This window comes from Nostoc sp. (assembly GCF_036919575.1).
In the GTDB taxonomy this organism is placed as follows: Bacteria; Cyanobacteriota; Cyanobacteriia; order Cyanobacteriales; family Nostocaceae; genus Nostoc.
The window spans coordinates 25,136-39,208 of sequence record NZ_JBALBY010000031.1 but is presented as its reverse complement, the minus strand read 5'-3'; the positions used below and the strand labels follow the sequence as shown (position 1 = coordinate 39,208).

13 protein-coding genes are annotated in these 14,073 nt (G+C 43.2%); 10 read left to right on the top strand and 3 right to left on the bottom strand.

Features of this window, described 5'->3' with window-relative positions; translation table 11 throughout:
- Positions 1–218 (bottom strand): hypothetical protein (locus V7K27_RS10325; protein WP_334946772.1); only part of this gene is annotated, 218 nt, incomplete at its 3' end.
- A 746-nt stretch (positions 219–964) separates the two neighbouring features.
- Here V7K27_RS10325 and V7K27_RS10320 point away from each other — a divergent pair.
- Together V7K27_RS10320 and V7K27_RS10315 are read left to right on the top strand one after the other, a co-directional pair.
- On the top strand, positions 965–1,504 hold the full coding sequence (locus V7K27_RS10320) for a PadR family transcriptional regulator (RefSeq protein WP_334946771.1): 540 nt from the start codon (positions 965–967) through the stop codon (positions 1,502–1,504).
- A 16-nt stretch (positions 1,505–1,520) separates the two neighbouring features.
- Positions 1,521–4,952: an efflux RND transporter permease subunit gene (locus V7K27_RS10315; RefSeq protein ID WP_334946769.1), complete on the top strand. Its 3,432-nt coding sequence runs from the start codon at positions 1,521–1,523 to the stop codon at positions 4,950–4,952.
- A 33-nt stretch (positions 4,953–4,985) separates the two neighbouring features.
- Here V7K27_RS10315 and V7K27_RS10310 read toward each other — a convergent pair whose 3' ends face one another.
- On the bottom strand, positions 4,986–5,210 hold the full coding sequence (locus V7K27_RS10310) for a hypothetical protein (RefSeq protein ID WP_334946767.1): 225 nt from the start codon (positions 5,208–5,210) through the stop codon (positions 4,986–4,988).
- 153 nt (positions 5,211–5,363) lie between these two features.
- Between V7K27_RS10310 and V7K27_RS10305 the strand changes: the two genes are divergently transcribed.
- The 8 genes from V7K27_RS10305 to V7K27_RS10270 all read left to right on the top strand — a co-directional run bounded on the left by V7K27_RS10305 (position 5,364) and on the right by V7K27_RS10270 (position 12,653).
- The gene (locus tag V7K27_RS10305; RefSeq protein ID WP_334946765.1) at positions 5,364–6,728 is read left to right on the top strand and encodes an efflux RND transporter periplasmic adaptor subunit; all 1,365 of its coding nucleotides are present in this window, start codon (positions 5,364–5,366) and stop codon (positions 6,726–6,728) included.
- 563 nt (positions 6,729–7,291) lie between these two features.
- Positions 7,292–8,641, top strand: coding sequence for an FAD-binding oxidoreductase (locus V7K27_RS10300; protein WP_334946763.1), 1,350 nt, complete (start codon positions 7,292–7,294; stop codon positions 8,639–8,641).
- Positions 8,642–8,704: 63 nt separating this feature from the next.
- The gene (locus tag V7K27_RS10295) at positions 8,705–10,060 is read left to right on the top strand and encodes a (Fe-S)-binding protein (protein WP_334946761.1); all 1,356 of its coding nucleotides are present in this window, start codon (positions 8,705–8,707) and stop codon (positions 10,058–10,060) included.
- A 195-nt stretch (positions 10,061–10,255) separates the two neighbouring features.
- Complete coding sequence (locus V7K27_RS10290; RefSeq protein ID WP_334946759.1) at positions 10,256–10,477, top strand: hypothetical protein; 222 nt, start codon at positions 10,256–10,258, stop codon at positions 10,475–10,477.
- A 2-nt stretch (positions 10,478–10,479) separates the two neighbouring features.
- Positions 10,480–10,896, top strand: coding sequence for a hypothetical protein (locus tag V7K27_RS10285; protein WP_334946757.1), 417 nt, complete (start codon positions 10,480–10,482; stop codon positions 10,894–10,896).
- 293 nt (positions 10,897–11,189) lie between these two features.
- Positions 11,190–11,858 carry an HAD family hydrolase gene (locus V7K27_RS10280; RefSeq protein ID WP_334946776.1) on the top strand — a complete coding sequence of 223 codons (669 nt, stop codon included), beginning with the start codon at positions 11,190–11,192 and terminating at the stop codon, positions 11,856–11,858.
- 175 nt (positions 11,859–12,033) lie between these two features.
- The gene (locus tag V7K27_RS10275) at positions 12,034–12,303 is read left to right on the top strand and encodes a ribbon-helix-helix domain-containing protein (RefSeq protein WP_334946755.1); all 270 of its coding nucleotides are present in this window, start codon (positions 12,034–12,036) and stop codon (positions 12,301–12,303) included.
- On the top strand, positions 12,282–12,653 hold the full coding sequence (locus V7K27_RS10270; RefSeq protein ID WP_334946753.1) for a type II toxin-antitoxin system PemK/MazF family toxin: 372 nt from the start codon (positions 12,282–12,284) through the stop codon (positions 12,651–12,653). Before V7K27_RS10275 ends, V7K27_RS10270 begins: the two co-directional genes overlap by 22 nt.
- Positions 12,654–12,813: 160 nt before the next feature.
- Here the strand turns inward: V7K27_RS10270 and V7K27_RS10265 are convergent, their stop codons facing one another.
- Positions 12,814–13,821 carry a phycobilisome rod-core linker polypeptide gene (locus V7K27_RS10265; protein WP_334946751.1) on the bottom strand — a complete coding sequence of 336 codons (1,008 nt, stop codon included), beginning with the start codon at positions 13,819–13,821 and terminating at the stop codon, positions 12,814–12,816.
- Positions 13,822–14,073: the final 252 nt, after the last annotated feature.

Below are 14,073 nucleotides of genomic sequence, written 5' to 3'. Positions count from 1 at the left end.
TGAACCAAGAGCCTCCTCTTCTGAACCAAGAGCCTCCTCTTCTGAACCAAGAGCCTCCTCTTCTGAACCAAGAGCCTCCTCTTCTGAACCAAGAGGCTCCTCTTCTGAACCAAGAGCCTCCTCTTCTGAACCAAGAGGCTCCTCTTCTGAACCAAGAGGCTCCTCTTCTGAACCAAGAGCCTCCTCTTCTGAACCAACGGACTTGTGTTGTCAACCAATCATTACGCACATAATATAGGAATCATATTTGATTTCTGAAAAAATCTCGGTAGTCTTGCAGTAGACTGTCATGGCTAAAATGATTACAAAAAAATTGCTTTGTTGGGGAGCCACTGCGTTGCGCGGGTTAAGAGCGTTGTAGCAAGTGGCGTTGGAGGCTTTGCCAAAGCCAACATCCTGATAATCACAGGACTTACGCAATCAAAGCTTGAAACCTCGATCCCCCCTAACCCCCCTTAAAAAGGGGGGAACTTGAAAGCCCCCTTTTTAAGGGGGTTGGGGGATCTCTTCTGCGTAAGTCCTTAATCAGTTGGGTTGCGCTCCGCTCCACCCAACCTACGTCTAATGCACTATTAAAGCCATGACAGTCTACTACGCGCATTTCAAAAATCAAATACTAGTCCTATAGCCAATTTGTGAAGTGCGTAAGTCCTAGATAATTAGGAAAAGCCTGAAACAACCTATTTTTGTTAATGCACATCACGATGAATTTGTACAGTGCGTAATTCGTAATTATTAATAAGTACGTGGGTTGAATTAGATATTTCTTCCTTCTCTTTACGTCCTTGGTGGTTGTTTGCGATCGCACCTCACGCTAATGCCCACAGGTAACTAAGTATACACCTTCCCTCCAACAAGCATCCGGCGGCATCACAAGGAATTCTGACAAATCAGCCTTAAAAGTACTTGGCGAAAAAGGTTCAATTTGATATTGTTGATAAACATATCAAACTGATATATCAAAATGCTGAAGTTGTCAGTATTAGGTCTATTACAGCGAGAGCCATTAAATGGTTATCGACTCAAACAGCAACTAGAAATGTTTATGAGTTGCAGTATTTGTGTGAACTATGGTGCAATTTATCCTCTTCTGAAACGCATGGAAGAACAAGGTGAAGTGATTTTATGTGCAGAACAGGGACAAGAAACTGGACAGTGTGGAAAGGTATATGAGATTACACCCCTCGGTAAAAAAACTTGGTATCAAGAGATGCTGGTATATCCTCATGAAAGCTGGGTGAATGCGCGATCGCGATTTTTAATCAAGTTTTTTTTCTTTGGTCAATTATTACCCGAAGAACGAGTGCAGTTAATTGAGCATCGATTGATGTCATGTCGGTTACGTCTGGCAGAGAAAAAAGCACTGGAAATTACTGATGATTTATATGAAGCAAAATTACAAAAGCGGGTAGTTGAAGTCATCAAATCGGAGATAGAGTGGCTAGTTGAGCAACTCCAAACAGAACAACTTCTGCAAAACAGCTTTAACCAAAAAAACTTTTGAAGTATCCTAACTAACTATGTGGATCGTCAAAATTGCTTTACGTCTTCCGTATACATTTGCGATCGCAGCTTTAATGATTGTGATCTTGGGTGTAGTCACGATATTTGGTACACCAGTTGACATTTTCCCCGCAATTAACATTCCGGTTGTCAGCGTAGTTTGGACTTACACTGGAACCACATCTGAGGAAATGGCCCAGCGAATCGTGACAATTAGCGAACGCGCCATGACGACAACTGTTGGTGACATCGAACACATAGAGTCTCAATCTTTAAGTGGTGTTAGTGTCGTCAAAGTTTTCTTCCAACCGAACGCGGATATAGCCTCAGCAGTCGCTCAAATTACCTCAGTCAGCCAAACAATTCTGCGCCCTTTGCCACCGGGGATCACACCGCCATTTATCATTCAATACAACGCTTCTTCAGTGCCAATTATCCAGATGAGTGTCAGTAGCAAAACCTTGCCGGAACAAGCGCTTTTCGACTATGCTACCAACTTCGTCCGCACCCAATTAGCAACAGTGCAAGGGGCGAGTGTACCTCTGCCCTATGGTGGGAAACCTCGGCAAATTATGGTTGATATCGATCCCCAAGCGATGTTGGCTAATGGCATTTCTGCCCAAGACGTGACTAATGCTGTCAGTGCCCAAAATCTGGTCTTACCCGCAGGCGATATGAAGATCGGCGATCGCGACTTCGCCGTACAAATCAATAATAGTCCAGATGTGGTGTCAGCCCTCAACGACTTGCCAATTAAGCAAGTTAATGGTACTGTTATCCACATTCGTGATGTCGCCCAAGTAAGAGATGGCTTTGGTGTGCAATCAAACATTGTACGTCAGAATGGGAGACGCTCAAGCTTACTTAGTATCCTTAAGAGTGGCAATGCCTCGACTATTGATGTAATTGATCGGGTAAAAAAAGCTTTGCCTCGCATCCAATCCACCTTGCCCCCCGAACTGAATTTAGCGTTTTTGTTCGATCAATCTATATTTGTGAAAGCTTCTATTGAAGGCGTTCTCAAAGAAGGATTGATTGCAGCCTGTCTCACCGCGCTGATGATTTTGATTTTCCTGGGAAGTTGGCGCAGCACTGTAATTGTAGCCGTATCGATTCCCCTCTCCATGCTAGTTTCGATCATTGTGATGAGTCGTTTGGGACAAACTTTCAACATCATGACTTTAGGTGGTTTGTCCTTAGCTGTGGGTATTCTTGTAGATGATGCCACAGTAGAAATTGAAAATATCCACCGAAATCTCGGACAGGGTAAACCAATCAAGCGAGCAATCTTAGATGGAGCGCAGCAAATAGCAACTCCAGCACTTGTGGCAACATTATGTATTTGTATTGTCTTTGTGCCAGTGGTGTTTCTCAGTGGAGTGGCAAAGTACCTATTTGTCCCGCTAGCGATGGCGGTAGTATTTGGGATGCTTGCTTCCTATGTGCTATCTCGGACTGTAGTACCGACAATGGCAAGCTATCTGCTACCACATGAAGCGGACTGGCATAGAGAAAACGAGGATCATAATGGTAACAACAACCATTATATAGATTCACCAGTTCAAAACAATAATGGTAACAGCGATCGCCATTATATAGATTCGCCAGTCCAAAACAATAATGGTAACAGCGATCGCCATTATATAGATTCGCCAGTCCAAAACAATAATGGTAACAGCGACAACCACCACCAAACAGAACAGACAACAACAAAAACTGCCGAACCTGTTAAGAAAGATTGGATATGGCGGCTACACGAAAAGTTTAACCGACAATTTGAGAAATTTCGCAGTTGGTACTACGATGTGCTGAACTCAGCATTAAATCACCGCCGCATAGTCTTTGTACTGTTTGGTGCTTTTATTGTCAGTGCAGGAGTTTTGTTGCCGTTCGTCGGTCAAGACTTTTTCCCGGAAGTCGATGGTGGTCAGTTTAGCCTCCATGTTCGAGCCTTACCTGGGACTCGTTTGGAAGAGACAGAAAAAATTGTTAGCCAAGTCGAAAGCGTTATCCGCCAGACTGTACCAAAAGAGAATCTCTCTCTGATTCTGGATAACATCGGCTTACCCACCAGTGGTATTAACCTTACCTATGGGTATAACGGTGCCACAATTGGGCAGGCTGATGCTGATATTCTTGTATCCCTAAAAGAATCTGGTTCAACTTTTTCTTACGTCAAGCAACTCCGTCAGAAATTGAAAGTGACATTTCCCAATTACACTTTCTTTTTTGAACCGGCTGATATTGTGACTCAAATTCTCAATTTCGGTTTACCTGCTGCTGTTGATGTGCAAATATCTGGGCCTCTGAAAAACTCAAAGGGCAACTTTGAAATTGCCCAACAAATCGCCGCCCGGATGACGCGCATTCCTGGCGCTGTCGATGTACATCTCCACCAAGTTGTCGATGCTCCAAAATTACGTCTTGATGTAGATCGCACCGAGGCTCAACAATTGGGTATGACCCAGCGTGATGTTGCCAATAGCGTCCTTACTTCCTTAAGTTCAAGCGGTCAAGCCGCAATCAACCAATGGCTCGATCCCAAAAAAGGCGTGAGTTACACCCTGGCAGTCCAAGTTCCCCAGTATAAAATTGACTCTATTGACAGCCTGAAAAATACGCCAGTTGGCAACGGTCAAAATGCACCCCAACTTTTGGGTAATTTGGCTAGTGTCAAACGCGACACAGTGATGCAAGTTGTCAATCACTATAACATTCAGCCAGTTTTCGATATTTACGCTAACTCCTCTGGTCGTGACCTTGGGGGAGTTGCCCGTGATGTAAATCGAATCATCGCTGATTATCAGAAGAAATTGCCTAAAGGAAGTCAGATTAATGTCCGAGGGCAAGTGCAAACGATGAACTCTTCCTTTCTGGGACTTGGTTTAGGACTTGTGTTTGCAATTGTGCTGGTTTACTGCTTAATGGTAGTGAACTTTCAATCTTGGCTCGATCCCCTAATTATTATGATGGCACTGCCAAGCGCCTTAGCAGGTATCATTTGGATACTATTTGTTACCCGCACCACCCTGAGCGTCCCTTCCTTAATGGGTGCAATTATGAGTATAGGTGTGGCCACATCAAACAGTATTCTAATGATCACTTTTGCTAATGAGCAGCGTGTAGAAGGGGAAAATGCCTATAAAGCAGCTCTAGCGGCGGGCTATACAAGATTGCGTCCTGTATTGATGACTGCCTTAGCCATGCTCATTGGGATGGTGCCAATGTCTCTCGGTCTTGGTGAAGGTGGTGAACAGAATGCACCCTTGGGTCGCGCTGTAATTGGTGGCTTATCAGCTGCAACAGTCGCTACTCTAATCTTTGTACCAGTCGTATACAGCATTATGCGGCGTCAACAGCCTCGTCCTATTGATCAGGATGACGACGATTTAAATTTCTCAGATCCAAAGACAGCATACTCGTTATCATCACCTCAAGGCAAATCTTGAGCAATTCCAACTAAAGCTACAAAGCAATACAGTTCAGTTAAGCATTTCTTCCTTCTCTTCCTTTTCTTTCTTCTCTTCCTTCTGTTTCTTCTCTTCCTTCGCGTCCTTTGCGTCCTTCTCCCAAGGGGAGACGCTAACGCGAACGCGGTTCGTTAAAAAAATTGACTTTAACAAAGAGTTAAACCTTAACCAACCGGATTGAGCTACAAAAAAAATAGTCAAAGCCAATGATATCATGTCCGGGTGCTTACCCATCATAAAAGAACCCCACCCCCAACCCCTCCCCGCAGGCGGGGAGGGGAGCTAAAGCGCAGCTTTGGCGGGGTGGGGTTCCGGGTATTATGCTTAATTACCCGGACATGATATGACTCTAAAATTCTGCTTTCTTAGATAATATGGGACAGTTTACCTATGGATTCTCAGCATCGTCCATCTCCTGATTCAGAACAACAAACGACTTCAAGAAAACAAAAGCGCGGCATCGGTGGAATTGGTTGGGCTGTAATTGGTGCTGTTTTTTTTGCTAGCCTACTGGCCATAGGTATTCTGCCCCGATTAAGCCAAAGGTCAGAATTACAAGCAGCAGTTAAAGAAGCAAGCACCCTACCCACAGTCAACGTGATCACTCCCCGTCGCGCTACTGCTAGTACAAAATTGGAACTAACTGGCAGTGTTGTAGCCCTTAACCAAACGACCATCTACGCTCGTAGTACTGGGTATTTGCGGCGGTGGTATGCAGATATTGGCGATCGCGTCCAAGCTGGTCAGTTGTTGGCAGAAATTGATTCACCAGACATTGATCAGCAAGTTCTACAAGCGAAGGCAGAATTAGTGCAAGCACAAGCTAACGTGCTTCAAACTCGTGCTAATTTAGCTAAAGGTATTTCTGATTTGAAGCAAGCCCGCGCTAATCTATTGATCGCACGTCAGAGCTGGGAACGCTGGCAAATTCTGGTTAAGAAAGGTGCAGTCGCTCAACAAGATGCAGATACAAAATATGCTACATATCAGGCTAATCTTGCCAACGTTGAGGCAGCAGAAAACACTGTTAATTCCGACTCTGCCAACATCAAAGCAGCACAAGCTAACGTCTACGCAAGTCAAGCAAACTTGCAGCGTAATACCGTATTACAGTCTTATAAAAAAGTCACTGCTCCTTTCTCAGGAGTGATTACCGCACGTAACGTAAATACAGGTGTTTTAATTTCAGCAGGTAGTAGTAACACCAGTACTACTAGTAGCATCAGTACCAGCAACACCAACACTAGCAACACCAGCCTTTATACTATTGCTGCTTATGACAAGCTAAACGTGAATGTGAGTGTTCCCCAGAGTTTATCACAGTCACTTCAGACTGGTCAAACAGCACAAATTACAGTCAGAGAGTTACCACAACAAGTGTTTACGGGTAAAGTAGTGCGTACTAGCAACGCTATAGATCCAAATACTCGCACCTTGCTGGCACAATTAGAAGTGCATAATTCCGAGGCGACGCTGCGACCTGGGATGTATGCCAATGTCACATTTGCCATTAACCGCAACAATCCTCCCTTTGTTGTGCCAGATAGTGCCTTAGTCGTTAACGCCGGAGGTACGCAGGTAGCAACTGTAACCAAAGACGAAAAAGTGCATTATCAAAAAGTTGCCGTTGGGCGAGATTATGGTACTGAAATAGAAATTACATCAGGTCTGACAGGAAAAGAATCGCTGATTGCCACTCCTACGGTTGATGACACAGAGGGTTTGCGCGTGCAGCGAATTGCACAAACAAAGTAGACTCATTCTTAAAGTTGGGCTACAGAATCCATCTTTAAAAACCTCACTCAACGCTTTATCTTTTAGTTTGCCACGATATAAGAGTTTTGGAGTTTTGTCTAAAAAATTGCGATCGCCACTGGAGTAAGTTTCTCTAAGATACGAATAATGAGCGATCGCTAAAGTCTCAATACCGTTCGGATAAGGTTTTTTGATGACAGACCCTAGATCACAAAGACGCGATAAATCGCCGTCTTTACAATAAGTCCTTTGTAGAGACGGCGATTTATCGCGTCTCTTGCCTTAACCGAACCGTATTGGCTACAGTATAGTGATTCAATGGTCAGATGAGGATAATTGGTAAAACCTGACTTTTCACTCTTATCTGGGAAACCTCACTTCTATTTCTCTCTCCTACAAGGAGAGAGACTTTGAATTTTCCCCCTTCCCGTGTCGGGAAGGGGGCTAGGGGGTTAGGTCAATCGTTAGCTGTTTTCTCATGACTGATGTTAACAATTCGCTTTTTTGGTCAGGTTAGCCAGTAAATTAGAAGTAGAGCGTAAAAAATAAACTGAATCAAAGCGATGTCTAACGACAAGCCGCAAGGCGTGTGCGCTGATTATTTTGCATCTATCGTCGGCGAAGAAAATGCTGTTTGCCTTTGGGAAAATATCGAACTAGGTCAGCAAAAACGTATCCAACAGGCTGTAGCTTCTGGAAAATCACCCAGTTGTATTGTCTATCCCCGCAGCCAACAACAGTTAGCCGCAGTCATCGCCACAGCTCACACAAACAACTGGCGCGTCCTCCCCTGTGGTAGTGGCAGTAAACTCAGCTGGGGCGGTTTAGCTAAAGGCGTTGATGTCGTAGTCAGTACAGAACGCATCAACCAACTGATTGAACACGCTGTTGGGGATTTCACTGTCACGGTAGAAGCTGGGATGAAATTCTCTGATCTCCAAGCACATTTAGCAAAGTCGCGGCAATTTCTTGCCATTGACCCCACAGCCCCAGAATTGGCAACCATTGGCGGTATTGTCGCCACAGGTGATACAGGTTCTCTGCGCCAACGTTATGGTAGTGTGCGCGACCAGTTACTAGGTATTACCTTTGTGCGTGCTGATGGACAAGTCGCTAAAGCTGGGGGAAGAGTAGTTAAAAATGTTGCCGGATATGACTTGATGAAGTTGTTTACTGGGTCTTATGGCACATTAGGAGTTATTAGTCAACTAACTTTTCGCCTGTATCCGCTACCAGAGGCATCGGGAACGGTAGTACTAACGGGCAGTGCAGAGGCTATATCTCAAGCGGCTGATATCCTTCGAGGTTCGGCGTTAACACCAGTCCAAGCTGATTTGCTATCAGCTAAACTGGTGTCCAGCTTAGGTTTGGGTCAAGGACTGGGATTAATTGCCCGCTTCCAAAGTATTAGTGAGAGTGTTAAGGAACAGTCAAACCGAGTTTTGGAAGTAGGGCAAAAGTTAGGCTTAGATGGGGCAATTTTTGCAGATGGTGATGAAGCTAGTTTATGGCAGAGATTGCAAAAACGAATACATACTACTGCTACAGAATCGGTAATTACCTGCAAAATAGGAGTGTTGCCTACTGCTGCTGTGGAGATTTTGACTCAGGTAGAGTTGGGTTTGATTCATATAAGTAGTGGTTTAGGTTTGTTACAATTAGAGAGTAAAAATCAAGTTTTGAAGATCCGCGATGAGCTACGCTCCGCCAAAGGCGATGCCTACGGCGGGCTGCGCCTACGCACTCAAGCTCATAGAGGTTTTTTAACAATTCTGTCAGCACCAATGGCGGTTAAAGAAGAAATAGATGTTTGGGGCTACACCGGAAATGCTTTGCCGTTGATGCGCGGTATTAAGGAACAGTTTGATAGTAAGAATATTTTAAGTCCTGGTCGGTTTGTGGGTGGGATTTAGTTTGAAGAAAACGAACCGCAGAGACGCTGAGGACGCTGAGATAGAGAGGGGAAAGGGAGAAATATGCAAGTTTCAGAAAATTCTGTTAATAATACGGCTAGTTTAAAGAATTTGAAGGGGTTTGATGAGAATCATCCACCTGACCCAAAGTTGATTGATAGTTGTGTCCATTGTGGGTTTTGTCTCTCGACTTGTCCTAGTTATCGGGTGCTGGGGAAGGAGATGGATTCTCCTAGAGGACGTATCTATTTAATGGATGCGATTAATGAGGGTGAAATTGCCCTGAATACGGCAACGGTAGAACATTTTGATTCTTGTTTAGGGTGTCTTGCTTGTGTAAGTATTTGTCCTTCTGGTGTGCAGTATGACAAATTGATTTCTGCAACTCGTCACCAAGTTGAACGAAATTATCCCCGCAGTTTACCAGACCAACTTTTTCGTCAACTGATATTTTCTCTGTTTCCTTATCCTAAACTTTTACGGATTTTATTAGTTCCGTTATTGGTTTATCAAAAGTTGGGGTTTGCCAAATTATTTCGCGCTACGGGTTTACTCAATAAAATATCGCCCCGTTTGGCAGCAATGGAATCAATTCTGCCAGAAATTACTCTCAAATCTTTTCAAGATAATTTCCCTACTGTTATTCCCGCCCAAGGTGAGAAGCGGTATCGAGTCGGGGTAATTTTAGGTTGCGTGCAACGGCTGTTTTTCTCCTCAGTGAATGAAGCAACTGTGCGGGTTTTAACAGCGAATGGTTGTGAAGTTGTGATTCCAAAATCTCAAGGTTGTTGTGCGGCGCTTCCCGAACACCAAGGACAAGCAGAACAGGCGAAAGCTTTAGCAAGGCAGATGATTGATAGTTTTGCTAATACTGATGTAGATTTCGTAATTATCAATGCTGCTGGTTGCGGTCATACTTTGAAGGAATACGGTCACATTTTAGAAAGTGACCCAGAATATCGGGAAAAAGCGAAGGATTTTGCAGCTAAAGTTAAAGATGCTCAAGAGTTTTTGGCAACTGTTGGCTTAACAGCAAAACTTTCGCCACTGACTGATAAACCTTTGAATTTAGTTTATCAAGATGCTTGTCATTTATTGCATGGACAAAAGATTAGTGTGCAACCGCGTCAGGTATTGCGGCAAATTCCAGGGGTGAAGTTGAGAGAACCAATAGACGCGGCTTTGTGTTGTGGTAGCGCTGGAGTTTATAATATGCTGCAACCAGAAGTTTCTGAAGAATTGGGTCAGCAAAAAGTGCAGAATTTGTTGAATACTGGTGCTGAGTTAATTGCTTCTGCTAATCCGGGGTGTACTTTGCAAATTACAAAGCATTTGCAGTTGCAAGGTAAGAAAATTTCAGTTATTCACCCGATGGAATTGTTGGATTATTCGATTCGCGGTGAAAAGTTGGAAATTTAAAAAACAAAGCTCGTGCAAACGAGCTTTGTGTTTATCGCTTATCAGCGAATTGCATCTTCTATAGATTGAAGGGCATCCTTAATTTCTTGTTTTAGAGTCTCTACCTCTGTAATGATCGCAAGAGTATTTTGACGTACATTGTTGATGTGTGTGGTGATATTTGTAATTCTCTTAAGTGTTGTGTGAATGCGCTTAATGTGGTCTTCAACTGCGATCGCATCTATTTCTGGTTGGACAGCACGTAGCGCAGTTAATCTTTGCTCTATTAGTATAAACCGGATAGCCGTATTTAAAAACTCATGTGTTGTTGCTACCCAACGACCTTGCCCAGATTGTCCTTCAGCCCATTCGCCAATTTCCTGTGCTAACCCCTCACGAGAATGGAAGGAGGAATACAGTCAAATCAAGAAAATTTAGAAATGGCTTTGGCTAGTAGCAAGCCATATTATAATAATTTACAAAAAGAATTAACAGAACTGAGAAGTAAATACAAAAAACTTGATGATGCTTTTCAAGCACAGAAACAGGTTAATCAGAAATTTAATGATAACTTAAAAATAGCTAATTCCAATGTTAATCTTGCCTTACGTGCATTACTTGTTATGGTAATACCATTAGAAATATTGAGTGGCGTTGCATACAGCTATTTCACTAATAATCATCAAACAAATAATTCTTCAGAGTCAAGACCAGCGAATACAAATAATTCTGCTAGTAATACATCTTCAAGCAATTTACCTGATTTATCCAAACAGACAAATACAGCTTCTTCTCAAAGTCAAACGGAAAAACCAAACTGTGAGTCAAAACCTGAAGAAAACTCAAAGTATCCTTAACAGGACTTACGCAAACAACAGCCAAAACCCTGATTTTTAGGTAGGGGCAATTCATGAATTGCCCCTACAGCTTGTAGTTTTTGACTTGGAAGAAGAAGTGTGCAACAGGTAGATAGAGCAATTCAAATCAGCGTTGGTCTAGTGAAACTTTGCGTCTACGCACTTTCCTTAATTATCTCATGCGATCGCCATCTCTTTCTTCTATAACCCTTTTCTATTCTATTGGGACGATGAAGTAAACTATTTGCCATGCCATCATGAGGAATGAAACAAAACGTCAGCCGAGGTTTTTCATGGCATTAGAAGGAGTGATTTTAGATGTTGATGGGACACTGGTTTTAAGTAATGATGCTCATGCAAATACCTGGGTAGAGGCATTTGCAGCTTATGAATTGGAAGTAACATTTGAAACAGTTAGACCACTCATGGGCATGGGTGGAGATCAACTTATTCCCAAAGTGGTGCCAGAATTAAACAGTGAGGAAGGAACTGGCAAAGCGATCGCTAAATTACGCAAAGAACTATTATTTGACAAATATATACCGCAAATTACTGCTGCCAATGGGAGTAGAAAGTTAATATTAAAGATGCAAAAATCGGGATTGCATCTGATTGTTGCTAGTTCAGCGAGTTCTGAAGAACTTGACATCATGCTCAAAATTGCCCAAGTAGATGATTTGCTATCGGAAGTCACTACATCCGATGATGCCAAAGCATCTAAACCTGCTCCTGACATTGTAGAAGCTGCCTTGAATAAAGGGCAAATGACACCTGATAAAGTAGTGATGCTAGGAGATTCGCCCTACGATATTGAGTCTGCCGGCAAAGCAGGGGTAGGTGTGATTGCTTTGCGCTGCGGTGGCTTTAGCGATGAACAACTGTCGGGAGCGATCGCAATTTACGATGACCCAGAAGATTTACTACAGCACTATGACTCTTCTATTCTGGGCGCAAATGCTTAAATATTAAAAGGGTAAGCGATGCCTACGGCGGTAAACTACGCACTTTCTAGAATTATCTCATGCGATGCCTACGGTGGTCACTGAGCCTTGCCGAAGTGCGGTAAACTACGCACTTAGCACAACTACACTTTAGATGTGTACAATAAAATTAATGTGCAAGATAAAGTAATAAATCATGCATCATCAGATTAACATCACCTTGCCAGATAAGACAATTGAACTAATTGATCAAGTTGTTAATAAAGGCGATTCTCCAGAGGAGACGCTACGCAAACGCAGTCGATTCATCAACGAAGCTGTGCAATACTATATTGCTCAGAAAGCCTTAGTCAATCTCAAAGAACAGTTAAAAGAAGGAGCCATCCAACGGGCGGAACATGATTTGGGATTAGTGGAAGAGTGGTTTGAATTGGAAGAAGAAGTGTGGCAGAAAAACGAAAAGTAGGCTACCCCAAGCGTGGTGAAATATACTCAGTCAATTTCGATCCAACTCTTGGTGCAGAAATTAAAAAAACACGCCCAGCTTTAATTTTGCAAAATGATGTTTCTAATGAATATAGTCCGATCACAGTTGTAGCTGCCATCACCTCAAAGTTTACAGAACCTTTGTATCCTACTCAAGTGCTGATTAGAGTCCCAGAAGGCGGTTTGGAAGTTGATTCGGTTGTACTTCTCAATCAGATTCGCTCAATTGACAAGCAAAGGCTAATTAAACCTCTGGGAATGCTGCACCAAGAGGCAATCGCACAGGTCGATAGAGCAATTCAAATCAGTCTGGGTTTAGTGAAGTTTTGAGGCGATGTCTGGCGACAAGCTGAGGAAGCTATCTACGCACTTTCTAGAATTATCTCATGCAATGTCTACGGCGGTAAACTACGCTAGGTTTTTAACTTTTGCAAAAGCGGTGCGTTAGCCTTTGGCGTAACGCACCCTACAAAACTAAACAGTAAAGAAATTAGCCATTAAAAACGCGACTGCGCCACTTATTCAACCGGGCTTCTCCAATTGTGGCAGACCGTCGGGCATCAGCAACCTGCTCTTGCAAAGCTGCAATCTGTTTTGCTTGCGCGTCAGCTTGCTGTTGCAAAGATGTATATTCGCCTGTGCTGTTCACAGAATTGGAAGTCTGCCAACTACTACTAAATTTTGTTGTGCCGATGCTGGCAAAGGGTCGTAAGTCTGCTAATTGTTGTTGCAAACTTGCAATCTGGCTTTCTTGCTCTTTAATCTTTTGCTGCAAGCCTTCTTCAGCTGCTGTGCGAACTGCAATAAACGGATTAACTGGAGTCGCAGTTTCTGGCCTGGGCTTGAACACTTCAGCAAGTATTGCACTAACATCCGTGAGTTTAACTTTACCGTAAGGAGTGTTGGTAATTAGCGATCGCACCAGTTGAGGTTCATTATTCGTTGCTAGGTTCTTGTCACTGCTAGAATTGCTCCGCAGCAGTTGCAGCATATTGGTAAATTCCAATATCTTTTTGCCCGTTTGAGTTTTATAACCCCGGTAATATGGTACTATATTATCGCCAAAAGCATCTAAATACTCGTCGCTATCAAGATAAGAATCAATATCCGCCTCAAAACCCTTCTCATCTAAAATGTTGCTGTGATAAATTGTCTCGGAGTAATCATCGGGAGCGCGACCCAGCAGATGCTTGAAGTTCAGTTCAATAGCACGGTAGCGGTAAATGTTATCAAAAAATCTGGAGCGATACAACTCTGATTTGGCAACCTGACGCACAAACTCACGGACATCAATTATACTTTGCTTGAGTTGGGATTCTGGAACGATCAGCCGCTCACTTTCCATAATGTAGGCATTACCCAACACTTGCCGATAAACTGCCCGAATTACAATTTCAATCTCATCATCTGAAGCAGTAGTCCACAGTTCGATGGGTTCTGTTTGGGAAAATGCTTGATATTGGCGTCGTCTGGTTTCGTCGTCTATGAAGGTCTGCATACTTGGGTTAGTGTGGGTAGGAGTGACTAATTTGTAAAGTAAATAGAACTTACGCAAGAACTCTCTAAAACTCTTGTTCCTTTGGGACACAAAGAAGTCATATCATGTCCGGGCAATTAAGCATAATACCCGGAACCCCAAAGAGCCAAAGCTGCGCTTTAGCTCCCCTAAGAGCCTGCGGGGAGGGGTTGGGGGTGGGGTTCTTTTATTATGGGTAATTTAGCGGACATGATATCAGAAGTTAAAAAGGTT